Here is a 26015-nt window from a genome sequence, read left to right as displayed (position 1 = left end):
ATTCAAGATCTGCGAATTCCTGTGGGAGCGGGCGCGCCCGCGAAGAAGCCAACCCTGTTTTCAGGTATTAGCGCGTCAACGGCCACAGGCTACTGATGTCCAGGGTTTCCAGGATCAGTTCCGGTTCTCCCTGCGGCCACCGACGCAACAACGCTTCAGCGACACCCTGCGGCGTCCACTCCTCCGGGATCGCCTGCACCGACGTCACCGGCACCTTCAGCGACTGTGGCGCCACTACAGTCAGCCCGATGCCCAGCTCCTTCAGAGGCTTGCGTTGCTCACGCATCCATTGCGGCAGGTTGTTCCAGCCCGCAATGACCTGTGTCGGGGCATACAGCTGCAACGCTGAATACCGGTTGAACAACGCCATCACCTGCTGCGAATCGCCCTTTGCCAGCAAAGGCAGCGCTTTGCTCAGGCACAGCTCACCTGCCAGCTGGTTGGTACTGCCTATCGCCTCGAACAGTTCGCTGTCTGCTACATCGGCCGGCAGGTAATCACTGGTGCCGGCATTTATGATCAAGCCATCCAGCGAGCACCAGGCATGGCATATCTGCTGGCAGGCATTCGCCACCTGTTGTTCTTCATGCAGTTGCCAAGGCAACCGCAACAGCTGACTGCCATAACACGCACTCAGGGCCTCCAGTGCATCGCTGTCCTTACCGCTTGCTGCTACCCGGTGTCCTTGCCCGAGCAGCGCCTCCACTAATGCGAGGCCTAGTCCGTTACCGGCACCCGTCACCCAGATACTGCGTGCGCTCTTCAAGTTATTGCCCTCTGATCCTGCCGACGCGGGAGGCTCTTGAAAGCCTCCAGCGCGCGCTGGCGACTGCTGCCGAGATCGACAATTGGACTGTGGTAGGAATTATTAGCAAAAAGATCAGCCGACTTCACGGGTAGATGGATGGCTTTTTCATCCAGCCCCCGCAATTCCGGCAGCCAGTGCCGGATGAAGTGCCCCTGAGGGTCGAAACGTTGAGACTGTGAAATCGGGTTGAAGATACGGAAATAGGGCACTGCGTCGGTACCGGTGGACGCACTCCACTGCCAGCCGCCATTGTTGGCAGCCAGGTCACCGTCTATCAGGTGGCGCATGAAGTGCCGCTCGCCCTTGCGCCAGTCGATCAGCAGGTTCTTGCTGAGGAACATGGCCACGACCATGCGCAGGCGGTTGTGCATCCACCCGGTATCCAGCAGTTGGCGCATGGCGGCGTCGATGATCGGGAAGCCGGTGCGGCCTTGTTCCCAGGCCTCCAGGTCTGCCGGGGCGTCACGCCAGGGCAAGGCTTCGGTCTGGGCGCGGAAGGCGCGGTGGCGTGAGACCTGTGGATAACCGCTCAGGATGTGCTTGTAGAATTCGCGCCACAGCAGTTCGTTGATCCAGGTTTGTACGCCGGTACTGCCACTGTCGAACTCGCCTCGGTTGCTGGCCAGTGCGCCGTGCAGGCACTGTCGGGGCGAGATCACGCCGGCGGCCAGGTAAGTCGAAAGCTGGCTGGTACCAGGCTTGGCAGGCAGGTCACGCTGTAGCTGGTAGTCGTCGATGGCTTCGTCAAGGAAGCGGGACAGCCGCCCCTGAGCCTCGGCTTCACCCGCTGGCCAATATTCGCGCAAGGCGCGCGTGGGTGTTTCAAAACCGTCCACGTGTTGCGGAACCGGGTCGGCAGGGATATGCAGCGGTGCCTGGCGCTTAACCCGGTGGGCCAGGGCAGGCAGGCTGCGGTGCAGGTGCTCCAGGCAGGTTTTCTTGAACTGGCTGAAAACCTGGAAGTAGTCACCACTGCGGGTCAGGATGGTGCCCGGGCGGAAAAACAGCTGGTCGAGGTGGCTGTGGGCCTGAATGCCCGACTTTTCCAGCAGGGCACGGGTGGCATCGTCACGGCGCTGCTCGTTGATGCCGTACTCTTCGTTCCAGTGGGCGCTTGCCACCTGATGTTGGCGGCATACCTCAAGCACGGCTTGTGGCGCCTGGTCCCAGGTGTCGATCTTGCGGATCAGCAGGGGAATATTCAGGCCTTCCAGCGACTGGCGCAGGTCGCGCAGGTTGCGCAGCCAGAAGTCGACTTTGCAGGCGGCATCATCATGGGCTTGCCATTGCCCGGGGCTGACCAGCCAAAGGGCGATGGTCGGCCCGCGCTCGGTGGCGGCGCTGAGAGCGGTGTTGTCATCGATGCGCAGGTCGCTGCGCAGCCAGGTCAGGTGCATGGGGCATTCATCTCTACAGGCTGGCGGTCATGGGCTTGAAGCAAGCGCAAAGCCACCTGCGGGGTGTCGAACAGGGCCAGGTTGGGCAGCTCGAGGGCACGCAACTGCGCTTCATGCAGCAACAGCGTCGGGCCGCCGGCCAGGATTGTCATGGGCAGGTTGTGCAGGGTGCGTTGCAGTGCCTTGCCATCGATGCGGGGCCCCAGGTGCAGGAGCACGGCGCGGGGGTTGAGTGTGCTGACCGCACGTTGCAGGTGCGGGCCTGCAACGGGGTTTTCCAGTACCTCGACTGGGAACCCGTTGCTGGTGAACAGCCAGGCGCATAGCCATAAACCGGCGCTGAAGGCACGTTCACTGTCTTCCACCAGCAACACCGCAGGGCCCTGCAATAACTGGTTGTCATGGTAGACGCGGGCACCAAGCTTGCTGCGAAGCCAGCTGTGGAAAAACGCCTGTTCCAGCTGCGCATTGAAGTAATTGCGCCACCGCAGGTCGAGGAGGTCGAGCAGTGGCAGCAGCAGTTGTTCGCACAGGGTAACGGCCGGGTACAGGGCCATGGCCTGGTTAAGCTGTTGGTCAAGGGCGCGTTGTGACAGGTTGGCAATGGCCTCGATCAGCTGGAACTGCCGGGCCTGCCAGTCACCCTTGGGCGGCGTGCTGGACGGCTTGTCGAGCAGCTCGCGCACTTGGCCGACCGATGCCCCACGCTGCAACCAGCCAAGGATTGCCTCGACCCGCTCGACCTGTTCCAGCGGGTACAGGCGATGCCCCTTCGCGGTGCGCTGGGGCTTGAGCAGGCCATACCGACGTTCCCAGGCGCGCAGGGTGACCGGGTTGACGCCGGTGCGGCGGGCCAGTTCGCCGATGGGCAGCAAGTCCTCAGACTGCATTGCGCAAGCCCAGGCTCTCGGGGTGCGGCTGCAGGTAGGCTTGCTGCTGCAGATAGGCGTCGGGGTGCTTGCGCAAATGGTGCTTGAGCAGGGTCAGCGGCACCACAAGTGGCACCACGCCTTGCTGGTACTGGCTGATGAGTGTCTGCAACTCGGCCTTGTCCTGTTGCGTCAGGCTGTCCTTGAAATAGCCGCTGAGGTGCTGCAACACATTGCAGTGGGTGCCGCGGCTGGCACAGCGGCGCAGGGCCTGCATCAGCTCGCTGAAGTAGCGTGGGCCGATGCTGTGTGGGTCGTCATCCTTGCTCATGCTGCCGAGCAGGCGGCCCAAGGTTCTGTAGGCCTGCGGGTTGTTGGCCATCACCAGGTATTTGTAACGCGAATGAAAGCGGACCAGGCTGCCACGGCTAAGGCCCTCGGCAAGCAGGCGCTGCCAGTCGGCGTAGGCATACACGCGGCTGATGAAGTTCTCGCGCAGCACGGGGTCATGCAGGCGGCCTTCTTCTTCTACCGGCAGGTCCGGGCGTTGAGCGCAGAAGGCCTGGGCGTAAACGCCGCGCCCACCGTGGAGGGCCGGATGGCCGTTGTCCTGATACACCTTGACCCGCTCCAGGCCACAGGAAGGCGACTTCTGCATGAAGATATAGCCGCAGATATCGTCGAGCTCGGCGGCCATCTGCTTGCCATAGCTGCGCAGTGGGTCGGTCAAGTCCATGCCAGGGTTGCGGGTGCCGACCACTTCCGGTCGTTCGGGGTTGCCGACCAGGCGGATCGGGTCGCGCGGTACGCCCAGGCCGATGGCGACTTCCGGGCACACCGGCAGCCAGTCAAAATGAGCATCCAGTTGCGTACGGCACAGGTCCGAGGCCTTGTGGCCGCCGTTGTAACGCACGCTGTGCCCGGTCAGGCAGGCGCTGATGGCGATACGCGGCTTGCTGTGGGCTGAAGGGTCGTGCATGGCTGCCTCCGGTAAACTTGTACGAGTCTAGAATCTTGTACAAGTTTATTCCAGCACAGCCGGGAAGTTATGCAAACAGGAATTTGTGGATGGCCGTACATCATTCCATGTGTTCGAGCAGCCGTCGCGCCGCTTCCTGGCCGCTGAGCCAGGCGCCTTCTACCCGCCCGGACAGGCACCAGTCGCCGCAGGCGTACAAGCCTTGATCAGCATCGGCCAGTGCGCCCCACTCATGATTGCTGCTGGGGCGCGCATAGAGCCAGCGGTGGGCCAGGGCGAAGGTGGGCGCTGGCACCACGCAGCCGACCAGCTCGGCGAACTCGCCCCACAGCTGTTCGATCACTTGCTCCTTGGTCAGGTCGATGTGCTGCCGGCTCCAGTCAGAGGTGGCGTGCAGCACCCAGGTATCGAGCTGCTCGTCGCGGCCGGGCTTGCTGCGGTTGCGGGCCAGCCAGTCTAGCGGTTTGTCCTGCACGAAGCAGCCTTGCATCGGGGTGTCCAACGGTGTCTGGAAGGCGAGCGCGACAGCCCAGACAGGCTCCATCTGCACGCCCGCAGCCACGGCGGCCAGTTTCGGGGTGGAGGCCAGAAGTGGCGTGGCCTGCGGTGCCGGTACAGCAATCACCACGCGGCTGTAAGGGCCATGGCTGCAGCCTTCGGTATCTTGCAGGTGCCAGTACTGCTTGCCGCGGAACACCTCGGCGATACGGCAGCCGAAGTTCACTGTCACATCCTTTAGCAGCCCACGGGTGATGGCGCTCATGCGTGGCACGCCCACCCATCGCGTCTGTTCGTCGGGGGAGGGGGTGAGTTCGCCATCACGGTAGTTGTACAGCTGCGGCTTCCACTGCTCGGCCCAGCCGGCGGCAACCCAATGTTGCACCTGCTCGACGAAGCGCCGGTCACGGGCAGTGAAGTACTGGGCGCCGAGGTCCAGCGCGCCGGCCTCGCTGCGCTTGCTGGCCATGCGCCCGCCACTGCCGTGGCCTTTGTCGAACAGATGCACGGACTGCCCGGCCTTTTGCAACGCCTGGGCGACTGACAAGCCGGCGATACCGGCCCCGATGATGGCAATAGGTACTGTCATGATGGCCTCTTCAAACCTTGCTATGAGCAGACTACGCTGTCAGGCAAACCTGTACAATCCAGAAATTCTGTATAAGGTTATTCCGCTTTCACGGGCAGGTTGGCCTATGTTTATCCGAGAGCGTCGGGTCAAAAAAGTGCCTTGATGTTAAAAATAGACCACCGCCGCATTCTGCGAGGACACAGCCATGCATATATTGCTGACAGGTGGCACCGGTTTGATTGGCAAGCATCTGTGCCAGTACTGGCTTGGCCAGGGGCATCGGCTCACGGTATGGAGCCGGCGACCCGAGCAGGTGCCGAAAATATGTGGCAGTGGCGTGCGTGGCATCGCCCGCCTGGAGGAAATGGAGGCGGACGATCACCTTGATGCAGTGGTCAACCTGGCCGGTGCGCCGATTGCCGATCGGCCCTGGACGGCCGCCCGGCGAAACCTGCTGTGGGCCAGCCGGGTCACCCTGACCGAGCAATTGCTGACCTGGCTGGGCACCCGTGAGCAACGCCCGCAGGTGCTGATTTCCGGCTCTGCGGTGGGCTGGTACGGTGACGGTGGTGAACGCGAACTGACCGAGGCCTCGCCACCTGTGCGCGAAGATTTCGCCAGCCAGTTGTGCATTGCCTGGGAAGAGACGGCCCAGCGCTCACAGGCACAGGGTATCCGCGTGGTGCTGGTGCGCACCGGGCTGGTGCTGGCCAGCGATGGCGGCTTTTTGTCGCGCCTGCGCTTGCCCTTCAAACTGGGGCTGGGCGGGCCATTGGGCGATGGGCGGCAGTGGATGCCATGGGTCCATATAGACGACCAGGTCGCCCTGATAGATTTTCTCTTGCAGCACAAGGATGCCAGCGGTCCTTATAATGCCTGCGCCCCGGAGCCGGTGCGTAACCGCGAGTTCGCCAGGCGCCTGGGCCGGGCCCTGCATCGGCCGGCGCTGCTGCCGGTGCCGGCATTGCTGCTCCGGGCTGGCCTGGGCGAGATGTCGACCTTGTTGCTGGGCGGTCAGCGGGCGCGCCCGGTACGCTTGCTGGCGGCTGGCTTCACCTTCCGCTTCAACGATCTGCAATCGGCCCTGGACAACTTGTCCAGCCGCCTCTGACATAGGACGCTGCATGACCGATCACGCCCTGCTGCTGGTCAACCTGGGTTCCCCGGCCTCCACCTCGGTGGCCGATGTGCGCCGCTACCTCAACCAGTTCCTCATGGACCCGTACGTGGTCGACCTGCCCTGGCCGGTGCGGCGCCTGCTGGTGTCGTTGATCCTGATCAAGCGCCCGGAACAGTCGGCGCATGCCTATGGCTCGATCTGGTGGGAGGAGGGCTCGCCGCTGGTGGTGCTGACCCGTCGCCTGCAGTCAGCAATGGTCGAGCACTGGCCCCATGGCCCGGTGGAAATTGCCATGCGCTATGGCCAGCCAGCCTTGCCCGAAGTGCTGGAACGCCTGGCAGGCCAAGGCGTGCGCAAGGTGACCTTGGCGCCGCTTTATCCACAGTTCGCCGACAGTACCGTGACCACTGTGGTCGAGTTGGCAAAACAGGTGATCAGCGAGCGCCAGCTGCCCCTGCAGATGCGCGTGCTGCAGCCGTTTTACGAGCACCCTGAATACATCGAAGCGCTGGCTGCCAGCGCCCGGCCTTACCTGGAACAGGATTACGACCACCTGTTGCTTAGCTTCCATGGCTTGCCGGAGCGGCACTTGAAGAAGCTGTTTCCGAAGGGCAACAAGCACGACCTGCGCACCCCCGATTGCTGCCACGGTGCATCCGCCGAGGTGCGTGCGGTGTGTTACCGCGGGCAATGCCTGGCTACGGCCAAAGCCTTTGCGCAGAGAATGGGCATACCGGATGGCAAATGGTCTGTATCGTTCCAGTCTCGGCTGGGGCGGGACAAGTGGATCGAGCCCTACACCGAGACGCGGCTGGATGAGCTGGCCAAGGCCGGCGTGAAGAAGCTTCTGGTGATGTGCCCGGCGTTTGTGGCCGATTGCATCGAGACGCTGGAAGAGATCGGCATGCGCGGCAGCGAACAGTTTGTCGAGGCCGGCGGGCGGGAGCTGGTGCTGGTGCCGTGCCTGAATGATCACCCGGAGTGGGTGAGGGTGCTGGCGGATATGTGCGAAAAGGCCTGACATTGCGGCTGCCTATACCGGCCCTATCGCCGGCAAGCCAGCTCCCACAAGGGCATCACAGTATCTGAAACTTGTGGTGTACCTGTGGGAGCTGGCTTGCCGGCGATAGGGCCGGTTCAGGTTAAAGCCGGATCAAGGCAACTGGTCGTCCAGTTTCTTGTGCTTCCAGCCATCATTGCCCGGCAGGATCAGGTTCAGGGCAATTGCCACGATGGCGCACAGGGCGATGCCCTTCAGGCCCCAGTCATCCGGGCCGTCACCGCTGCCGATCAGCACGCCGCCGATACCAAACACCAAGGTTACCGACACGATCACCAGGTTGCGCGCTTCGGCCAGGTCGATCTTGTGGCGGATCATGGTGTTCATGCCCACCGCCGCGATCGAACCGAACAGCAGGCACAGAATGCCGCCCATCACGGGTACCGGGATGCTTTGCAGCAGCGCGCCGAACTTGCCGATGAACGCCAGGGTAATGGCGAAGACCGCCGCCCAGGTCATGATTTTCGGGTTGTAGTTCTTGGTCAGCATCACCGCGCCAGTCACTTCGGCGTAGGTGGTGTTGGGCGGGCCGCCGAACAGGCCGGCTGCCGTGGTGGCCAGGCCGTCACCCAGCAAGGTGCGGTGCAGGCCAGGCTTTTTCAGGTAGTCACGGCCGGTCACGCTACCGACCGCAATCACCCCGCCAATGTGCTCGATCGCCGGTGCCAGGGCAACCGGGACGATGAACAGGATGGCCTGCCAGTTGAATGCTGGTGCGGTGAAGTTGGGGATTTCCAGCCACGGTGCGGCGGCGATCTTCGCCGTGTCGACCACGCCAAAAGCGAAGGCCAGGGCAAAGCCCACCAGCACGCCGGAGATGATCGGTACCAGGCGGAAAATGCCCTTGCCGAACACGGCGACGATCAAGGTGGTCAGCAGGGCTGGCATGGAGATCAGCATGGCGGTCTTGTACGGCATCAGTGCTGCGCCGTCCCCACCTTTGCCCATCGCCATGTTGGCAGCGATCGGTGCCATGGCCAGGCCGATGGAGATGATTACCGGGCCGATAACCACAGGCGGCAGCATGCGGTCGATGAAACCGGTGCCTTTGATTTTTACCATCAGGCCCATGAAGGTGTACACGAAACCTGCAGCCATCACGCCGCCCATGGTCTCGGCCAGGCCGAACTGGCCCTTGGCGAGGATGATCGGGGTGATGAAGGCAAAGCTGGAGGCCAGGAACACCGGTACCTGGCGGCCGGTAACCAGCTGGAACAGCAGCGTGCCGATGCCGGCAGTGAACAACGCGACGTTCGGGTCGAGGCCGGTGATCAGTGGCATCAGCACCAACGCGCCAAATGCCACGAAGAGCATCTGCGCGCCCGAAACGACCTGGCGCCAGAGCGGGTCGTTGAAGCCGTCCTGCATGGTCAGGCGTCCTTTTGCTTGGTGCCGAAGATCTTGTCACCGGCATCGCCCAGGCCCGGCACGATGTAGCCGTGCTCGTTCAGGCGCTGGTCGATCGAAGCGGTGTAGATCTTCACGTCCGGGTGGGCTTTTTCCACCACTTCGATGCCTTCTGGCGCGGCGACCAGCACCATGGCGCGGATCTCCTTGCAGCCGGCCTTTTTCAGCAGGTCGATGGTAGCGACCATCGAAGCGCCGGTGGCCAGCATCGGGTCGATGATCAGGGCCAGGCGCTGGTTGATGTCCGGCGCGAGCTTTTCCAGGTAGGTGTGGGCTTCGAGGGTTTCCTCGTTGCGGGCGACACCCACGGCACTGACCTTGGCACCCGGGATCAGGCTGAGCACGCCATCAAGCATGCCGATACCCGCGCGCAGGATCGGTACCACGGTGATCTTCTTGCCGGCAATTTTTTCGACTTGCACCTTGCCACACCAGCCATCGATCTCGTAGGTTTCGAGTGGCAGGTCCTGGGTGGCTTCGTAGGTCAGTAGCGCGCCGACTTCCTGGGCGAGTTCGCGAAAATTCTTGGTGCTGATATCGGCACGGCGCATCAGGCCGAGCTTGTGGCGGATCAGCGGGTGGCGGATCTCACGAGTGGGCATAGGGGGGCTCCGAAAGGCGGGCAAAAAAACCGCGCTAGATTAATCTATTCAGCCTGTGCTGTCGTCTGGTCATTCTGGACGTTAGTCCATAAATGCTTGATCTGGGACGAGCGGATGCGTACCTTTGCCCGCTTTTCCAAAATGCACCCCCGGAGAGCGCCATGTCCGCCGATCTCGAGCACATCCGTCAAGTCATGCGTGAAGCTGACTGCCTGTACACCGAAGCCGAAGTCGAAGCGGCCATCGCCAAAGTCGGCGAGCAGATCTGCAAGGACCTGCACGACAAGAACCCGGTGGTGTTCTGCGTGATGAACGGTGGCCTTATCTTCTCCGGCAAACTGCTGACCCACCTGCAGTTCCCACTGGAAGCTTCGTACCTGCACGCCACCCGCTACCGCAACCAGACCAGCGGCGGTGAGCTGTTCTGGAAGGCCAAGCCGGAAGTGTCGTTCATCGACCGTGACGTGCTGATCGTCGACGACATCCTCGACGAAGGCCACACCCTCAGCGCCATCATCGAGTTCTGCAAGCATGCCGGTGCGCGCTCGGTGCACACCGCAGTCCTGATCGACAAGGACCACGACCGCAAGGCCAGCCCGGACCTCAAGGCCAACTACGTGGGCCTGCCGTGTGTCGACCGCTACATCTTCGGTTACGGCATGGACTACAAAGGCTACTGGCGCAATGCCAACGGCATTTTCGCCGTCAAGGGGCTGTGATCATGCGCCAGCCTGCGTTCATCGACCAATCGCTGTTCGCCGGGCTGGCCGAAAAGGCTGCCGCCAACCCGCGCGGGCGGCAGCACCATAGCTTCCATGAGATGGAAGAGCCCTGCCACCGCATGGCGGTCGGGCTGCAGCCGAGTACCTACATCCCGCCGCACCGCCACCTGAGCGACGACAAGGCCGAAGCCCTGATCGTGCTCAAGGGCCGCCTGGGCTTGCTGATCTTCGATGAGCAGGGCGCAGTGACCGACAAGCGCGTGCTGCAGGCAGGCGGTGATTGCCTGGGTGTGGACCTGGCACCCGGTACCTACCATGGGCTGGTGGTGCTGGAGCCGGACAGCATCCTGTTCGAATGCAAGGCCGGGCCTTACCGGCCGGTGGGCGAGGGCGAACATGCACAATGGGCGCCGCGCGAGGGAGACGCCGGCGTGGCCGAGTACCAGGCCTGGATGCTCGCGCAGTTCGATTGAGGTTGCCTGCACCCGGCATGCTAGAGTGCTCCTTCATACAAGGAGCCTCACATGCGTGCGATTCTTCCCCTCCTGCTGGCCGTCAGCATGCCACTCGCCGCCGCCCCCCTGCACAGCCAGTTCCTGCCGCCCGATGATCAGTCCTTGCGCCAGGAAGCGCCGACCGGTCAGCAACTGCTGCAAGTGACCGACTACTCGGTGGTGGTGGGGGCCCAGCGCCAGTCCGACCAGCAGCCGATCCCGATCACCTCGTCGTTGCAGGTGCGCCTGAAGGGCAAGCCGTTGAGCAAGGGCGCGACCATCGCCCAGGTGCTGCTGACCTTCGACGGCGAAGCGGCCAAGAGCCTGAAGAAGCCCGTGTATGACGAAAAAAGCCGCACCTTGAGCCTGAATTACCCGGTCAGTGACTACCGGGTAATCATGGACCTGCTGCGTAACGAGACCCTGTACGTGCAGTTTCTCACCTATGGCAACGGCCACATCTGGGCCGACCTGCACACCGGTACCGTACGTACGCGTTGAGCCACGCGGCCTGCGAGGGGTAAACTGCCGGCCTTCGAAATCCCGTGATGGTCCAGTTGGAGTCGGCAATGCGTAAAGACAAGAAACAGGTAATCGGCGACGAAATCAGCGACGACTACATCAAGTCGTTCCTTCAGTTCGAACCGGCCGATGGCGTGACCTCTCCTTCGCACCACAAGCTGGTCAAGGCGTACCGCGGGCTGCGTGTCGACGATTTCGAGCGCTTTGTCGGCTTCTTTGTCGAAGCTGGCCTGGACCTGGATGGCAAGGACGAGCACGGCAAGACCTTCGTCGAGCAAATTGCCGACCAGCGCAATGCGCCTGAGTACATCGAGATCATCGACAACGCCCGCGGTTGATATTCAACCTGTGCTGGCCCTTTCGCGGGCTTGCCCGCTCCCACAGGGATGAGGGGAAGCGCCGAACCTGTGGGAGCGGGCAAGCCCGCGAAGAGGCCGGCACAGGCTGATAGGTACCCAGGCACAAAAAAACGCCCCGAGGGGCGTTTTTTCGTTATCGGGCGGTTCAGGCGTAGTGCTTGGCCGCCGGGCTGCTTTCCACCAGGTCCAGCGCCACATCGTTGTCGGCACTGATCTTCTGGTACAGGGCAGCATCGGTTGCCAGTGTCTTCTCGCGCGCCGGGAAGATTTCCTTGAGCTTGGCAGCCCAGGCACCTTTGGCCTGCTCGGGGAAGCAGCGTTCGATCAGTTCCAGCATGATCGACACGGTCACCGAAGCGCCTGGCGAAGCGCCGAGCAGTGCGGCCAGGCTGCCGTCCTGGGCCGAGACCAGCTCGGTACCAAACTGCAGCACACCGCCTTTTTTCGGGTCTTTCTTGATGATCTGCACGCGCTGACCAGCCACTTCCAGGCGCCAGTCTTCGGCCTTGGCCTGCGGATAGAAGCGACGCAGGGCTTCCAGGCGCTGCTCCATGGACTGCATCACTTCGCTGACCAGGTACTTGGTCAGGTCCATGTTGTCACGGGCCACGGCCAGCATCGGGCCGATGTTGCCCATGCGCACCGACAGCGGCAGGTCCATCAGCGAACCGTGCTTGAGGAACTTGGTGGTGAAGCCGGCGTACGGGCCGAACAGCAGCGAAGTCTTGCCGTCCACAACGCGGGTATCCAGGTGCGGTACCGACATCGGCGGGGCGCCCACGGCGGCCTGGCTGTAGACCTTGGCCTGGTGCTGCTTGACGATTTCCGGGTTGTCGCAACGCAGCCACTGGCCGCTGACCGGGAAGCCGCCAAAGCCTTTGCTTTCCGGGATGCCGGACGCTTGCAGCAGCGGCAGGGCCGCGCCGCCGGCGCCGAGGAAGACAAAGCGGGCGTCGACCTCGCGGCTGCCGCCGCTGTTGACGTCCTTGATGCTCACGGTCCAGCCGTTGCCGTTACGGCGCAGGCCGACGACCTTCTTGCTGTATTTCACCTGCGCGTCCGGCGAGTCGCCCAGCAGCTTGAGCAGCTTGTTGGTCAGGGCGCCGAAGTTGACGTCGGTGCCTTTGGCTACACGGGTAGCTGCAATGTGCTGGTCGGCCGGGCGGCCTGGCATCATCAACGGCATCCAGTCGCTCATCACCGCCTTGTCTTCGGTGTATTCCATGTCAGCGAAGGCATGGTGCTGCTTGAGCAGCTCGAAGCGCTTCTTGAGGAAGGAAACACCCTTGTCACCCTCGACGTAGCTCAGGTGCGGGACAGGGTTGATGAACGCACGCGCCGAGCCGAAGTTGCCCTTCTTGCTCAGGTAGGCCCAGAACTGGCGCGACACCTCGAACTGGGCGTTGATGTGCACGGCCTTCTTGATGTCGATGCTGCCATCGGCGGCCTGGGGCGTGTAGTTAAGCTCGCACAGACCAGCGTGGCCGGTACCTGCGTTGTTCCAGGGGTTGGAGCTTTCCGCGGCTCCGGAGTCCATCGCCTCGACGACCTCAAGCTTCAGGGTCGGGTCAAGCTCCTTCAGCAGTACGGCCAGGGTGGCACTCATGATGCCCGCGCCTACCAGTACTACATCAACCGATTCGTTCTGCGCCATTTAACGCGTCTCCACAATCTACAGCTACCTAATTGACAGCATAGGACCTGGGGTAGCCAGGGTCGCCATGTCCGACTTTTCGCAGTTCTTGCAACTTCCGCGGACACCGCCAATCAGTCTTCGGGTTCAGCTATTGAACGCCGTTTGCCACGGGTGCGGCAATTCGACTTATGGTCAAGGTGTCGTGCGTGCGTTATGGAACGGTTCAGACACTCATACGGGATGAGCGCATTTGCCGCCTGTTCAGGGCTGTTCGGGACACATCTGCCGCTTTTGCACATGCCAGACTGTTCATTTGCTCGCCACACTCTTGTGAAGTTGTGAAAACCGTTTTTTCACGCTCTTTTGGAGACGTGAACCTCAAAAGGGGACTGCGCGATGGCAACCCGCAGGTTCATGCAGTGTGAAGGGCCGGAAAAGCAGGCACGACAGCCGATGCAAGACCTGAGTGGAAGGCTCTCTGTGGGCGAAGCGGTGAAGTTGCCGGGGTCAATCGGCGAGTGCGGGGCCCGATCAGGAGACGTCCTTATAATCGGGGGGAGATTATAGCGATGTCGCGGGCAGAAATGTCGCCATTCGTGGTTTTTATTGCAGCGTTTGTCAGGCCGCGAGGATGCGCTGGTGCCAGCGGCGGCTTGCGCGGGCGCAAACCCGGGCGTCGGCGGGCAGCTCGCGGCCCAGCCAGGCCAGCTGGATTTCACCGACCTGGACCCAGCCGCTGCCGCTTGGCACCTGGCTGCATTGCTTGAAAGCCAGGCATTTGCCTTGGCCATCGAGGCGGGCGTAGGTGTTGTGGCGCGGGCGTTGGAAAAGCAGAGTCCAGAGCGAGGCCATGGCGGCGAGTCCTTTGCGTGAGGGCTTGGCGCAAGGATAAGGGCGGGGCCATGAAACGATTGTGACAAGCGGGTCGGGCCGATGACTGGTCTGTGCCTGGCTAGGTATACTGTGGGCCTTTGCCGCATTTTCTGGAGAAACGCGCATGTTGCAACGTCTGTTGTTCGGTTTGATTGCCGTGGCCAGCCTCAGCCTGGTCGGTTGTGCCCACAGCCCGCAACAACTCAACCCGCAACCCACGCTCAAGGCCCAGCTCGCCCCTGTGGGTCACGGCCAGCCGGTCGTGGTGCGGGTGGTTGACGGCCGGCCTTCGCAATCCTTGGGCACCCGTGGTGGCATGTACCCTGAGACCAGCACCATCAGCGTCAGCGGTAACGACGTGGTACCCAAGCTGCAGGCCCAGGCCGAAGCTGCCGTGCGCCTGCTCGGCTTCACCCCGACGCCGAATGCCTCTGGCGCCCCCCAGCTGACCGTGACCCTGGCCGAGCTGAAATATCAGTCGCCCAAAGACAACCTGTACGTGACCGAGGCTACCATCGGCGCCACCTTCCGCGCCGACGTGCGCAATGGCGGGCGCAGCTACAGCGGCCGCTACGGCGCTTCGCTGGACCAGCGTTTCGGCATGGCGCCGAACCAGGACACCAATACCCAGCTGGTGGGTGATGTGCTGAGCGATGCCCTGACCCGCCTGTTCAAAGACCCGACCATCGGGCAGGTGCTGGGCCAGTAAGCGTTTGGCTGGATGAAAAAACCCGCTCCCTGTGCCAGGTAGCGGGTTTTTTGTTGCCTGTGCTGGCCTCTTCGCGGGTAAACCCGCTCCCACAGGTACAGCGCAGGCCTCGGATTCGGTGCGGTCCCTGTGGGAGCGGGTTCACCCGCGAAGAGGCCGGTTCAGGCTCACGCTGCTTCCACGTAGAAATCCAGCAAGCTGAAGCCCGTCCCGGCATCCACCTCTGGCAAATCTTCATGTACATGCCCGCCCAGCGCACAGTAGACCAGCCACTGGCGGTCCTGCACATTGATGGCAAAACCATCGATCAACGCCTGTTGTTCATCGCTCTGGGCCACGAGGTAGAGGCGGTCCTGGTTTTCGGCGTGCAGCATGAACAAGCTCCGGATGATGAGAGGCCGACAGGGTGGCTTGTTCAGATGACGAGTGAATGACAGATGAAATTTAATGACACTTTGTCGCCCATGCCGGGCGCCGAACAGCCACTTGGGTAGAATGCGTGCCTTTGCCGCTGCTCACACCGAGGTTGCGTGATGTCCTTGCAAGTGCTCTGGGGGTTCCTGGCCGCCCATCCCACCAAGTTGATCAACCTGCTGGCGCTGCTGCTGACCTGCCCGGGCGGGTTGCTGCTGCACAGCGCACGGCGGCGCGAGGCCGAGACCCGCGAATACATGGCGGTGGAGGAGGGGGTGGTGGACGCGTTCGACCTGCGGGTGCCACGCTACTTCTACATTCTTGGTTTTTCGTGCCTGGCGATGGCGTTGCTGTTGTCCTGGTTCAGTACCTGGGCCTGAGAACCATTGGGGCCGCATTGCGGCCCATCGCGACACAAGGCCGCTCCCGCAGGGAATTGCGTACTCCTTGTGGGAGCGGCCTTGTGTCGCGATTGGGCTGCAGTGCAGCCCCCGGGACCGATCAGGCTACAGGTGCCTGCTGCCTGACCTGATACTGGTTACGCACTGGCGTCGCATACTGCAGCACCAGATAAGGTCGCTGCTCTTCAGGGCAGGCATCCAGCCGGCGCTGCCATTCTTCCTTGGCCTTGGCCAGCTCGTCCGCCGGGAACACCTTTTCGGCACTCGGCACCTGCAGCGCCTCATCCTTGCTGTCCCACATCGCATACGCCAGGTAATGCACGGGGAACAGGCGGTAGCTGCCAAGGATCTGCCGGTCGATTTCGGCTGCCAGCTGCTTGGTGTCCTCGTAGTACGCGGTCACCGGCGGGGTGAACGTGATGTGCACCCGGCCCTTGTAGCCGGTAATGCCCTTGGCGATGCTGTTGTCATCCTCGCCGGGTGCCTTCTTGTAGGTACCGGTGGTGGCGCGGATGTAAAGCTCGCGGGCTTTGGCCTGGTCACACGGGTCGTATTCGTAGCTGATCGACACCGGCGTCAGGTTCAGGCTCTGGATCACCGCACCGAACGGCTCGTCCTTGCGGCTCATGTGGAACATCTTGAGGATCGCCGAATCGGTGCGGTCGTCACCGTCCTTGGCGCGGCCTTCGGCCTGGGCGATCCAGATCGACGTGGCGTCGTTGCGGATCGAGTGGCTGATGTAGGCCGAGAGCAACTGATAGGCTGCCAGCTTCTCGCGGCGCCCGCTGATCGAACGGTGCACGATGAAGCTTTTGTTCAGGCGCATCATGTCGCTGACAAAAGGCTTTTGCAGCAGGTTGTCACCGATGGCAATGCGAGGGGTGGGCAAGCCTGCGTGGTACACCGCGTAGTTGACGAAGGCCGGGTCCATGACGATGTCACGGTGGTTGGCCAGGAACAGGTAGGCGGTGCCGGCCTTGAGCTGTTCCACGCCGGAATAGGTAACGCCGTCGGTGGCGCGGTCGATGGTCTGGTCGACGTAGTATTCGACTTTGTCCTGCAGGGTCGAAACGCAGGTGACGCCAGCGAATTCCTTGCGCAGGCGACGGGCAATCAGCGGCTTGAGCAACCAGCCGAGAGCACCGGCCGCACGCGGGAAGCGGAAGTGGGTGAGGATATCGAGGAATGCCGGGTCGCTGAGCAGGCGTGCCAGAACGGCAGGGACCTCAGCGTCGTCGTACGGTCGGATGGCATCGAATTCGCCCATCATGCTCTCTTGTTGGAAACGGCTAGGGTAATAAGGTAGGGGCGGGCTCCGAAAAACGGCTCGGACACACACAGGCCCTGTAAACAGACCGGCAATTATACGCATAAGTCACCCCGGAGGCCGCGATGCTGGAAACTGCGAACTACGAATGCCCTTATTGTGGCGAAGAAGTCGAAACCACGGTCGACCTGTCCGGTGGCGATCAGGAGTACATCGAGGACTGCCAGGTGTGCTGCAAGCCTGTCCGCTTCGTGCTGCAGGTTCATGGCGAGGAGTGGATGCTGGACGTCTTCGGTGAGAACGACTGATGCGGCGTATCTACGAACCTGAAAACCTGCTCGAAGCCGAAATGCTGGTCGGTATGCTGGCCAGTGAAGGCATCAACGTGCAGCTGGTGGGCCGTGACTTGATGGGGGGTGTGGGGGAGTTGCCCCTGCAAGGCCTGCTCGGGCTTGCGGTGGCGGATGAGCAGGCCGAGTACGCACGGCAGCTGATCGATGCGTACAATGATGCCCAGCCACTGGTTGGCGACGAACCGGAGAGCTTCCCCGGTACCTTGATCTGCTAGGTTCTGAATTCGCCCATGTGTGGACGTTACGCCCTGTTTCGCTGGCCCCAGGCGCTTGCAAGCCTGCCTGGCTTCCCTGAAGGCCAGCCGGCCCAATGGAACATTTCGCCCGGGGCTTCGGTGTTGATCCAGCGCCAGCTCGACGGCCAGCAGCAGCTGGCCAAGGCGCGCTGGGGGCTTACTCCGGCCTGGCTCACAGACCTGTCCCGCACCCCTGCGCATGCCCGCGCCGAAACCCTGGTCGAGCAGCCAATGTTTCGCGATGCATTTCGCCAGCGTCGCTGCCTGATGCCGGCCAATGGCTTTTACGAGTGGCGTGGCAACGTGCGTAAACGCCCGTACTGGTTGACCCCGGGGGAGGGCTCGTCGCTGTATTTTGCAGCAGTGTGGGAGGCCTACCCGGTGCAGGACCAGGTGTGGCTGAGCTGCGCGGTGGTGACCCAGGCAGCCATGAGCCAGCGTCGGCCGCTGATACTGGACGAGGCGGGGCAGGCGGCGTGGCTTGACCCGGATACGCCGATCACCCGCCTGCACGAGTTGCTGGCCAGCCCGCCTGCAACATTGCGAGAGCGGGCCTTGGCCAATTTCGTCAATGACCCGAAGCTGGATGCGCCGGAGTGCCTCACGCCGGCCTGATGCTCTGGCTGCACGGGCCCTTTCGCGGGCACGCCCGCTCCCACAGGGTGTTCGGTACGCCTGGGGAAAATGAAATACCTGTGGGAGCGGGCATGCCCGCGAAGAGGCCGGTGCAGGCGAATAAAATCTTCCCTACGGCTATAGCGGGCACTGGCGACTCGGCCTAGGATACGGCGCATGTAAAAAGGGAGTGTTTTCATGCGTAAGTCTTTTGTCGTCAGCCTCTTGAGTGCTGGCATCCTGCTGGCTGGTTGCCAGGCGGTGAACACCACCAGCGGCGGCGCTGTCGGCGTGCAGCGCCAGCAGTACATGTTCAGCATGCTCTCGACCGATGAGGTCAACCAGATGTACGCCCAGTCGTACCAGCAGACCCTGGGTGAGGCATCGAGCAAAGGTGTGCTCGACAAATCCAGTGCCGATGCCAAGCGCGTACAGGTCATCGCCAACCGCCTGATCGCCCAGGCGCCCAAGTTCCGCCCGGATGCCGCGCAGTGGAACTGGGAAGTCAACGTGATCAAGAGCGACGAACTGAACGCCAACTGCGGCCCGGGCGGCAAGATCATTGTCTACACCGGGCTGATCGATCAGCTCAAGCTCACCGATGCGGAAATCGCCGCGGTGGTGGGGCACGAGATTGCCCACGCCCTGCGTGAGCACAGCCGCGAGGCCATGTCCAAGGCGTACGGCGTGGAAATGGCCCGTCAGGGGGCCGGTGCCATCTTCGGCCTCGGCCAAGGCAGCATGGCCATGGCCGACACCGTGGTGAACTACGCCATGACCCTGCCCAACAGCCGGGCCAACGAGAACGAGGCCGACCTGATTGGCCTGGAGCTGTCGGCGCGTGCCGGTTACGACCCGAATGCCGCGATCACCTTGTGGAACAAGATGAGCAAGGCTTCCGAAGGTGCACCGCCTGAGTTCATGAGCACTCACCCGGCGTCCGAAAGCCGCATTGCCTCGCTGCAGGCGGCGATTCCGAAGGTGATGCCGCTGTATCAGGCTGCAAAGCAGTAAGACCGCAAGGGGGCTGCTTTGCAGCCCAATCGCCGGCAAGCCAGCTCCCACATATACTGCGCATGGCTTGAGGCCGGTGCGGTCGGCGTGGGAGCTGGCTTGCCGGCGATTGGGGCGCAGAGCGGCCCCTTCTGCAGTCAGCCTACCCAACCACTGGCTTTCATCGCCGTATAGACCGCCACGATGGCCAGCACGAAGAACGCCGTGGCCGCCAGGCGACGGATCAGGGTCAATGGCAGCTTGTCTGCCGCGAAGTTACCCGCCAGAACCACCGGCACGTTGGCGATCAGCATGCCCAGGGTGGTACCGATGATCACCATGATCAGGTGCGGATACTGCGCCGCCAGCATGACGGTGGCGACTTGGGTCTTGTCACCGATTTCTGCCAGGAAGAACGCGATGAGCGTAGTCAGGAACGGCCCGAAGCGGCGCGCCGGGTTCTCGTCGTCATCCATCTTATCGGGCACCAGGGTCCACAGCGCAGTGGCGGTGAAGCTCGCGGCGAGGATCCAGTGCAATGCCGAGTCGCTGAAGAAGCTGCCGAACCAGGCACCCACGGCGCCAGCGGCGGCATGGTTGGCCAAGGTGGCTGCGATGATGCCGGCAATGATCGGCCACGGCTTGCGGAAGCGGGCAGCGAGAATGAGCGCGAGCAGTTGCGTCTTGTCGCCGATTTCGGCGAGGGCAACGATGGCGGTGGGGACCAACAGAGATTCCAGCATCAGGTTTCCTACGGGGGCGGGTCGACACGGCTATGACACGTACATCCTCCCCGCCCCGGGTAAGGTGTGCGTGTCATAGGTCTTGTCAAACCCTGGATCCGTCTCTGCGGATCTCTCCATGCAGGCTGGCATGGTGGGTCGCACGCGCCATGGTCTGTTGACCAAGTATGTTGACGCGTACCGGGCGAGCAGGGTGCTCGCGGGAGACTACTCCCCTAGGACGGTGCGGATTCTGCCTAGGCAAAACGCTTTCGGCAAGCGCTGTTTTTATCCGCGTGTTGCCTGATAGATCCGGAAACCGTCAGCGTCGGCGCGCACCTGGCAGTTGCCCAGGGCCCCTTCGATCAGCGGCTGGTAGCGTAGGAAGCTATTGGCAACAAGGCGCATTTCGCCGCCTTTTCGCAGATGAACGGCCGATTTTTTCAGCAGGTTTTCCGAAGCCTGGTAGTTGGTGTGTACCCCGGTGTGGAATGGAGGGTTACTCAGGATCAGGCTGAGATCGGTCGGTGCCGCGTCGATACCATCCCCGCTGATCACCTCGCCTTCCAGGCCGTTGGCCGCCAGCGTCAGGCGGCTGGCCGCCACGGCGAAGGCATCCACATCAAGCAGGGTTACCCGGCTTTGCGGATAGCGGCGCTTGACCGTTGCGCCCAGTACCCCGGCGCCGCAGCCGAAGTCCAGCACATGCCCGCTCGGCAGGCCGTCGAGGTGCTTGAGCAGCAGGGCGGTACCGCGGTCGAGGCGCCCGTGGCTGAATACGCCAGGCAGGCTGACCACTTGCAACGGGCCGTCTTCCAGGGCCAGTTCGAAGCGTTCGGCCAGGCTTTCCAGCGGCTTGGCCTCGGGCGCCTGCTCGATGGTCACTTGCCACAGCTGGCAGTGCCGGGCGCTGTCCAGCTTGCGCGGTTTGCCAAAGGCCTGCAGCTGTTTGGCCGCGCCTTCGATGCCGCCGCGCTTTTCGCCGACCAGGTACAGCTCACGGCCGGCCAGGCGCGACGCCAGGGCATTGAGCAGGTAGGCGGCCAGTTCGCGGGACTTGGGCAGGAACAGCACGGCGCTGTCGAAGGGCACTTCAGGCGGTTCGACACCATGGTGACAGCGGCCGGCAAAACGGCTGTCGAGCAGGGCCTGATCGCCTGCGTGCCATGTCCAGGCCTGGGCCTGTGGCAATTGGCCGAGCAGGCCATCGGCGGGGGCGCCGGCAATCAGCAGCGGCCCCTGGAACAGCTCTGCCTGGCGGAGCAATACTTCACTGCGCGGGTCCATGGACGACGCCTCCTGGAAAAAAGTGGCGCAGTGTAGCAGAGGCGGGCGCCCCGCTCAGCTGACCACGCGGCGCGGCTGGCCGGCGAAGAAGGCCTGGGCGTTCTCGCTGAGCTGGCCGACGATACGTTGGCGCGATTCCACCGCCCCCCAGGCGCTGTGCGGGGTGATGATCAGGCGTGGGATGCCGGGTGCGAGCAACGGGTTGCCGTTGACCGGCGGCTCCATGCTGAGCACGTCGGTGGCCGCGCCGCCCAGGTGACCATTGCGCAGGGCATCGGCCAGCGCCTGCTCGTCGATCAGTCCGCCACGGGCGGTGTTGACCACCAGCGCACCGGGCTTGAGCAGGGCCAGTTCACGGGCACCGAGCATGTGCCGGGTGTGCTCGTTCAGCGGGCAGTGCAAAGTCAGCGCGTCGACTTGTGGCAGCAGCTCGTCCAGCGGCAGGCGGTCGGCGCGTTCCGGGCGGCCGGGAATCTGCCCGCTCAGTACGCGCATGCCGAAGGCTTCGGCCAGCCGCGCCACCGCGCCGCCCAGTTCGCCGTGGCCGAGCAGGCCGAGGGTTTTGCCTTCGAGCTCGACGATGGGAAAGTCCAGCAGGCAGAACTGGCTGGCCTTGGCCCACTGGCCGTCCGCCACCGCCTGGTTGTAGTCGCACAGGCGGGTGGCCAGGGCCAACAGCAGGGCGAGGGTGTGCTGCGCGACGGACGGCGTGCCGTAGCCCTGGCAGTTGCAGACCGTGATGCCCTGCGCGCGCGCTGCTGCCAGGTCGACATTGTTGGTGCCGGTGGCGGCCACCAGGATCAGCTTGAGCTGTGGGTTGGCGGCCAGGGTCGCGGCGTCGAGCATGACCTTGTTGCTGACCACCGCCACGGCGCCCTGCAGTCGCTCTGCGACCTGGTCCGGACGGGTAGCGGCGAACAGCTCGAACTCATCGAACTGGCTTCGTAGCGGGGAAAGGTCGAGGTCACCGAGGTCCAGGGACTGGTGATCGAGAAACACGGCGCGACGCGGGCTGGGCATCAGTAAGGCTCCGTTGGCAGGGCAGGGATGATCCATCACCCGGACAATGCCACTCATACCTCGCGCAGCCAAATCATTCCTTCGGCTGATTTAGCCGTCACATTCGCGAACTACAGTGGTTACCAGATTTGTCCGGCCCGCTTTTCAGAAAAGGGATAACCATGCTGCAGACCCGCATCATCAAGCCCGCCGAGGGCGCCTACGACTACCCGCTGCTGATCAAACGCCTTCTGATGTCCGGCAGCCGCTATGAAAAGACCCGGGAAATCGTCTACCGCGACCAGTTGCGCCTGACGTACCCACAGCTCAACGAGCGCATCGCGCGCCTGGCCAACGTGCTGACCGAGGCCGGGGTAAAGGCCGGTGACACGGTGGCGGTCATGGACTGGGACAGCCACCGCTACCTGGAGTGCATGTTCGCCATCCCGATGATCGGCGCCGTTGTGCACACCATCAACGTGCGCCTGTCGCCCGAGCAGATCCTCTACACCATGAACCACGCCGAAGATCGCGTGGTGCTGGTCAACAGCGATTTCGTCGGCCTCTACCAGGCCATTGCCGGGCAGCTGACCACCGTTGACAAGACCCTGCTGCTGACCGATGGCCCGGACAAAACGGCCGAGCTGCCCGGCCTGGTGGGCGAGTACGAGCAGCTGCTGGCAGCCGCCAGCCCACGCTACGACTTCCCGGACTTCGACGAAAACTCGGTGGCCACCACCTTCTACACCACCGGCACCACCGGCAACCCCAAGGGCGTGTACTTCACCCATCGGCAACTGGTACTGCACACCTTGGCCGAAGCTTCGGTCACCGGCAGCATCGACAGCGTGCGCCTGCTGGGCAGCAACGACGTGTACATGCCCATCACCCCGATGTTCCATGTGCATGCCTGGGGCATTCCCTACGCCGCCACCATGCTGGGCATGAAGCAGGTATACCCGGGGCGCTACGAGCCGGACATGCTGGTCAAGCTGTGGCGCGAAGAAAAGGTCACGTTCTCCCATTGCGTGCCGACCATCCTGCAGATGCTGCTCAACTGCCCGAACGCGCAAGGGCAGGACTTCGGCGGCTGGAAGATCATCATCGGCGGCAGCTCGCTCAACCGTTCGCTGTACCAGGCTGCCCTGGCACGTGGCATCCAGCTGACCGCCGCGTATGGCATGTCCGAAACCTGCCCGCTGATCTCCGCTGCGCACCTGAACGACGAGCTGCAGGCCGGCAGCGAGGATGAGCGCGTCACCTACCGCATCAAGGCCGGCGTCCCGGTGCCACTGGTCGAGGCGGCCATTGTCGATGGCGACGGCAACTTCCTGCCGGCAGACGGTGAAACCCAGGGCGAGCTGGTGCTGCGTGCGCCGTGGCTGACCATGGGCTACTTCAAGGAGCCGGAAAAGAGCGAGGAACTGTGGCAGGGGGGCTGGTTGCACACCGGCGATGTTGCCACCCTCGACGGCATGGGCTACATCGACATCCGTGACCGCATCAAGGATGTGATCAAGACCGGTGGCGAGTGGGTGTCTTCGCTCGACCTGGAAGACCTGATCAGCCGTCACCCGGCCGTGCGCGAAGTGGCGGTGGTGGGGGTAGCCGACCCGCAATGGGGCGAGCGCCCGTTTGCCCTGCTGGTGGTGCGCGAAGGCCAGGCCATCGATGCCAAGGCGCTCAAGGACCATCTCAAGCCATTTGTCGAGCAAGGGCACATCAACAAGTGGGCGATTCCTAGCCAGATCGCCGTTGTTACTGAAATTCCCAAGACCAGTGTCGGCAAGCTCGACAAGAAACGCATCCGCCAGGACATCGTCCAGTGGCAGGCCAGCAACAGCGCGTTCCTTTCCACGCTGTGACCGCCGTGCGGGTCGCCAACGTCAGAACGCGACCCGCACGCTAGAGGCCCCGGCGCCTTGCCAAATGGCAGAAATGCGCCATCCTTGAGCTCTGCCAGCCCGCAACCGGGACAACACTGCAGCGAGTTGGCGGCATGGAGCGCAAATCACACTTTAGAGGGATCAAGCGCCTGTGCCTTGCTGGCTATAGTCGGGGCCAGGGGATTTTCAGGAATGGGGGAGGGCGATACGCGCAAGCCGTATCGCCGCAGGTGCAAACCTGCAAACCGGTCGCTCGGGCCGTTCTTGAAAGGACTCACTGCCATAACAATAAAGTACATGGAGTAGCGTCGATGAAATCTGCAAACCTGTTCTGGCGCCGGGCCAAGTTGCCCCTGGCCGTCAGCCTTGCTTCCACGCTCGCAAGTCCTGCTTTCGCTGTCAGTTTCAACATTGGTGAAATCGAAGGGCAGTTCGACTCGTCGCTCTCCATCGGCGCAAGCTGGTCAACAGCCAACCCCAACAAGAACCTGATCGGGGTGAACAACGGCGGCAAGGGCCTGTCGCAGACATCCGACGACGGCCACCTGAACTTCAAGAAGGGCGAAACGTTCTCCAAGATCTTCAAGGGCATCCATGACCTGGAACTCAAATACGGCGATACCGGCGTGTTTGTGCGCGGCAAGTACTGGTACGACTTCGAGCTGAAGGACGAAGGCCGCGAGTTCAAGGACATCAGCGACTCCGGCCGCAAGGAGGGCGCCAAGTCGTCCGGCGCGCAGTTGCTCGACGCCTTTGTCTACCACAACTATTCCATCGGCGATCAGCCAGGCTCGGTACGCCTGGGCAAGCAGGTGGTGAGCTGGGGTGAGAGTACCTTCATCGGCGGCGGCATCAACTCGATCAACCCCATCGACGTGTCGGCGTTCCGCCGCCCAGGGGCCGAGATCAAGGAAGGCCTGATCCCGGTCAACATGTTCTATATCTCGCAAAGCCTCACCGACAACCTGTCGGCCGAAGCCTTCTACCAGATCGAGTGGGACCAGACGGTTGTTGATAACTGCGGTACGTTCTTCTCGCAGCCGGACATCATTGCCGACGGCTGTACCGACAACCTGCGCGTTCTCAACAGCAGCCGCACGGTGCCCGGCGCGGCCCAGCAGTTCCTCGCCTCCCGGGGCGTGAACATCAATGAGGAAGGGGTGATGGTGCGCCGCGGCGCCGACCGTGATGCCCGCGACAGCGGCCAGTTCGGCGTGGCACTGCGCTATATGTTCGACCCGCTGGACACCGAGTTCGGCGCCTACTTCATGAACTACCACAGCCGCGCACCGATTTTCAGCGCCACCGGCGCCCCACCATCGGTGTTCGCCGGCCTGAGCGCGCTGCCTGCCCAGTTGCGGGCGCTGGCACCGCTGATTGTGGCGGGTAACTCCGAGTACTTCGTCGAATACCCTGAGGACATTCGCCTGTACGGCCTGAGTTTCTCCACTACGCTGCCCACGGGTACGGCCTGGAGCGGTGAAGTCAGCTATCGCCCCAATGCCCCCGTGCAGCTGAATACGACCGATATCCTGTTCGCGGGCGTGCGTCCGATTGGTGGCGCGCTCACCAACGCTTCGCTGCTCTCGGGTACACCCGGCCAAGACCTGCACGGCTACCGTCGCAAGGAAATCACACAGTTCCAGACCACCCTGACGCACTTCTTCGACCAGGTAATGGGCGCCAGCCGCATGACCGTGGTGGGCGAAGTTGGGGTAACCCACGTTGGCGGCCTGGAAAACGCCCGCGAGACCCGCTATGGCCGTGACCCGGTCTTCGGGCCTGGCCCGCTGCCTGCCACTGGCGGTGCGGACACCTGCCAGGCACTCAATGCCAGCACCATCGCCGGCGCAGGTGCCGGGGCATCCACCACCAACCTGAATCGCAAATGCGAAAACGACGGCTACACCACCAGCACCTCCTGGGGTTACCGCGCGCGGGTCATCTGGGACTACAACGATGTCTTTGCCGGCGTAAACCTCAAGCCCAGCGTGGCCTGGTCGCATGACGTTTCTGGTTACTCGCCCGGCCCTGGTGCCAACTTCGAGGAAGGCCGCAAGGCAGTCAGCCTGGGCCTGGACGCCGAGTACCAGAACACCTACACGGCGAGCCTGTCGTACACCAACTTCTTCGATGGCAAGTACAGCACCGTGGATGACCGTGACTTCGTCGCGCTCAGCTTCGGCGTGAACTTCTAAGCATACAGATCCAGGACG

General features: G+C 62.9%; 28 protein-coding genes and 1 riboswitch. Of the genes, 14 read left to right on the top strand and 14 right to left on the bottom strand.

Translation table 11 applies throughout. The features are described from left to right. Positions 1-67: 67 nt before the first annotated feature. From PP4_RS22860 to PP4_RS22840, 5 genes are all read right to left on the bottom strand, one after another. Positions 68-748: an SDR family NAD(P)-dependent oxidoreductase gene (locus PP4_RS22860; RefSeq protein WP_370453630.1), complete on the bottom strand. Its 681-nt coding sequence runs from the start codon at positions 746-748 to the stop codon at positions 68-70. A 14-nt stretch (positions 749-762) separates the two neighbouring features. After that, entirely contained in the window at positions 763-2205 is a 1443-nt protein-coding gene (gene phrB, locus PP4_RS22855; protein ID WP_016501499.1) for a deoxyribodipyrimidine photo-lyase, read from the bottom strand. Further along, on the bottom strand, positions 2196-3095 hold the full coding sequence (locus PP4_RS22850; protein ID WP_016501498.1) for a MerR family transcriptional regulator: 900 nt from the start codon (positions 3093-3095) through the stop codon (positions 2196-2198). The genes phrB and PP4_RS22850 overlap by 10 nt, the downstream gene beginning before the upstream one ends. Then, entirely contained in the window at positions 3085-4053 is a 969-nt protein-coding gene (locus tag PP4_RS22845) for a YbgA family protein (protein ID WP_016501497.1), read from the bottom strand. Before PP4_RS22845 ends, PP4_RS22850 begins: the two co-directional genes overlap by 11 nt. A 100-nt stretch (positions 4054-4153) precedes the next feature. Continuing rightward, complete coding sequence (locus tag PP4_RS22840; protein ID WP_016501496.1) at positions 4154-5140, bottom strand: NAD(P)/FAD-dependent oxidoreductase; 987 nt, start codon at positions 5138-5140, stop codon at positions 4154-4156. Positions 5141-5327: 187 nt separating this feature from the next. Here PP4_RS22840 and PP4_RS22835 point away from each other — a divergent pair, with 187 nt between their 5' ends. Both PP4_RS22835 and hemH read left to right on the top strand, forming a co-directional pair. Continuing rightward, positions 5328-6233 carry a TIGR01777 family oxidoreductase gene (locus tag PP4_RS22835; protein WP_016501495.1) on the top strand — a complete coding sequence of 302 codons (906 nt, stop codon included), beginning with the start codon at positions 5328-5330 and terminating at the stop codon, positions 6231-6233. A 13-nt stretch (positions 6234-6246) separates the two neighbouring features. Further along, positions 6247-7263, top strand: coding sequence for a ferrochelatase (gene hemH / locus PP4_RS22830; RefSeq protein ID WP_016501494.1), 1017 nt, complete (start codon positions 6247-6249; stop codon positions 7261-7263). 132 nt (positions 7264-7395) lie between these two features. On the opposite strand, the gene PP4_RS22825 is transcribed toward hemH, so the two are convergent. Both PP4_RS22825 and upp read right to left on the bottom strand, forming a co-directional pair. Beyond that, positions 7396-8670: a uracil-xanthine permease family protein gene (locus PP4_RS22825; protein WP_016501493.1), complete on the bottom strand. Its 1275-nt coding sequence runs from the start codon at positions 8668-8670 to the stop codon at positions 7396-7398. A 2-nt stretch (positions 8671-8672) separates the two neighbouring features. Next, the gene (gene upp, locus PP4_RS22820) at positions 8673-9311 is read right to left on the bottom strand and encodes a uracil phosphoribosyltransferase (RefSeq protein WP_016501492.1); all 639 of its coding nucleotides are present in this window, start codon (positions 9309-9311) and stop codon (positions 8673-8675) included. A gap of 161 nt (positions 9312-9472) precedes the next feature. Between upp and PP4_RS22815 the strand changes: the two genes are divergently transcribed. From PP4_RS22815 to PP4_RS22800, 4 genes are all read left to right on the top strand, one after another. Further along, positions 9473-10030, top strand: coding sequence for a hypoxanthine-guanine phosphoribosyltransferase (locus PP4_RS22815; RefSeq protein ID WP_016501490.1), 558 nt, complete (start codon positions 9473-9475; stop codon positions 10028-10030). A 2-nt stretch (positions 10031-10032) separates the two neighbouring features. Then, positions 10033-10506 (top strand): WbuC family cupin fold metalloprotein, encoded by a 474-nt coding sequence (locus PP4_RS22810; protein WP_016501489.1) that lies wholly within the window; start codon positions 10033-10035, stop codon positions 10504-10506. Between the two features lie 51 nt (positions 10507-10557). Then, on the top strand, positions 10558-11028 hold the full coding sequence (locus PP4_RS22805; protein WP_016501488.1) for a hypothetical protein: 471 nt from the start codon (positions 10558-10560) through the stop codon (positions 11026-11028). 68 nt (positions 11029-11096) lie between these two features. Further along, the gene (locus PP4_RS22800) at positions 11097-11387 is read left to right on the top strand and encodes a PA4642 family protein (protein ID WP_016501487.1); all 291 of its coding nucleotides are present in this window, start codon (positions 11097-11099) and stop codon (positions 11385-11387) included. Positions 11388-11553: 166 nt separating this feature from the next. Here PP4_RS22800 and mqo read toward each other — a convergent pair whose 3' ends face one another. Next, on the bottom strand, positions 11554-13062 hold the full coding sequence (mqo, locus tag PP4_RS22795) for a malate dehydrogenase (quinone) (protein WP_016501486.1): 1509 nt from the start codon (positions 13060-13062) through the stop codon (positions 11554-11556). Between the two features lie 600 nt (positions 13063-13662). Then, positions 13663-13896: a hypothetical protein gene (locus PP4_RS22790; RefSeq protein WP_016501485.1), complete on the bottom strand. Its 234-nt coding sequence runs from the start codon at positions 13894-13896 to the stop codon at positions 13663-13665. A gap of 145 nt (positions 13897-14041) precedes the next feature. On the opposite strand from PP4_RS22790, the gene PP4_RS22785 reads away from it, so the two are divergent. After that, positions 14042-14626 (top strand): YajG family lipoprotein, encoded by a 585-nt coding sequence (locus PP4_RS22785; RefSeq protein WP_016484885.1) that lies wholly within the window; start codon positions 14042-14044, stop codon positions 14624-14626. 167 nt (positions 14627-14793) lie between these two features. Here the strand turns inward: PP4_RS22785 and PP4_RS22780 are convergent, their stop codons facing one another. Then, a complete protein-coding gene (locus PP4_RS22780; protein WP_016501484.1) occupies positions 14794-15000 on the bottom strand; it encodes a hypothetical protein in 207 nt (68 codons plus the stop codon). 159 nt (positions 15001-15159) lie between these two features. Here PP4_RS22780 and PP4_RS22775 point away from each other — a divergent pair, with 159 nt between their 5' ends. Next, positions 15160-15420 (top strand): hypothetical protein, encoded by a 261-nt coding sequence (locus PP4_RS22775; RefSeq protein WP_016501483.1) that lies wholly within the window; start codon positions 15160-15162, stop codon positions 15418-15420. Positions 15421-15541: 121 nt separating this feature from the next. On the opposite strand, the gene PP4_RS22770 is transcribed toward PP4_RS22775, so the two are convergent. Next, complete coding sequence (locus tag PP4_RS22770) at positions 15542-16708, bottom strand: 1-acyl-sn-glycerol-3-phosphate acyltransferase (protein WP_016501482.1); 1167 nt, start codon at positions 16706-16708, stop codon at positions 15542-15544. A 125-nt stretch (positions 16709-16833) separates the two neighbouring features. Here PP4_RS22770 and PP4_RS22765 point away from each other — a divergent pair, with 125 nt between their 5' ends. From PP4_RS22765 to PP4_RS22750, 4 genes are all read left to right on the top strand, one after another. Continuing rightward, on the top strand, positions 16834-17016 hold the full coding sequence (locus PP4_RS22765; RefSeq protein WP_016501481.1) for a CPXCG motif-containing cysteine-rich protein: 183 nt from the start codon (positions 16834-16836) through the stop codon (positions 17014-17016). Then, positions 17016-17276, top strand: a complete 261-nt coding sequence (locus PP4_RS22760; protein ID WP_016501480.1) for a putative signal transducing protein — start codon at positions 17016-17018, stop codon at positions 17274-17276. The genes PP4_RS22765 and PP4_RS22760 overlap by 1 nt, the downstream gene beginning before the upstream one ends. Before the next feature lie 15 nt (positions 17277-17291). After that, complete coding sequence (locus tag PP4_RS22755) at positions 17292-17912, top strand: SOS response-associated peptidase (RefSeq protein WP_016501479.1); 621 nt, start codon at positions 17292-17294, stop codon at positions 17910-17912. A 198-nt stretch (positions 17913-18110) separates the two neighbouring features. After that, positions 18111-18926, top strand: coding sequence for a M48 family metallopeptidase (locus PP4_RS22750; RefSeq protein WP_016501478.1), 816 nt, complete (start codon positions 18111-18113; stop codon positions 18924-18926). Between the two features lie 137 nt (positions 18927-19063). Here PP4_RS22750 and PP4_RS22745 read toward each other — a convergent pair whose 3' ends face one another. The 3 genes from PP4_RS22745 to PP4_RS22735 form a co-directional block, all read right to left on the bottom strand. Beyond that, positions 19064-19648, bottom strand: a complete 585-nt coding sequence (locus tag PP4_RS22745) for a TMEM165/GDT1 family protein (RefSeq protein ID WP_016501477.1) — start codon at positions 19646-19648, stop codon at positions 19064-19066. 87 nt (positions 19649-19735) lie between these two features. Next, positions 19736-19876: riboswitch (yybP-ykoY riboswitch) on the bottom strand. A 39-nt stretch (positions 19877-19915) separates the two neighbouring features. After that, a complete protein-coding gene (locus PP4_RS22740) occupies positions 19916-20914 on the bottom strand; it encodes a class I SAM-dependent methyltransferase (RefSeq protein ID WP_016501476.1) in 999 nt (332 codons plus the stop codon). A 54-nt stretch (positions 20915-20968) separates the two neighbouring features. Then, complete coding sequence (locus PP4_RS22735) at positions 20969-21934, bottom strand: 2-hydroxyacid dehydrogenase (RefSeq protein ID WP_016501475.1); 966 nt, start codon at positions 21932-21934, stop codon at positions 20969-20971. 161 nt (positions 21935-22095) lie between these two features. On the opposite strand from PP4_RS22735, the gene PP4_RS22730 reads away from it, so the two are divergent. Both PP4_RS22730 and PP4_RS22725 read left to right on the top strand, forming a co-directional pair. Then, the gene (locus tag PP4_RS22730) at positions 22096-23778 is read left to right on the top strand and encodes a fatty acid--CoA ligase (protein ID WP_016501474.1); all 1683 of its coding nucleotides are present in this window, start codon (positions 22096-22098) and stop codon (positions 23776-23778) included. A gap of 332 nt (positions 23779-24110) precedes the next feature. Beyond that, positions 24111-25997 carry a DUF1302 domain-containing protein gene (locus tag PP4_RS22725; protein WP_016501473.1) on the top strand — a complete coding sequence of 629 codons (1887 nt, stop codon included), beginning with the start codon at positions 24111-24113 and terminating at the stop codon, positions 25995-25997. Positions 25998-26015: the final 18 nt, after the last annotated feature.

The sequence above is a fragment of the Pseudomonas putida NBRC 14164 genome (assembly GCF_000412675.1).
Taxonomy (GTDB): Bacteria; Pseudomonadota; Gammaproteobacteria; order Pseudomonadales; family Pseudomonadaceae; genus Aquipseudomonas; species Aquipseudomonas putida.
The sequence above is the reverse complement of the archived record's forward strand: the minus strand, read 5'-3'. Positions and strand labels throughout refer to the sequence as shown.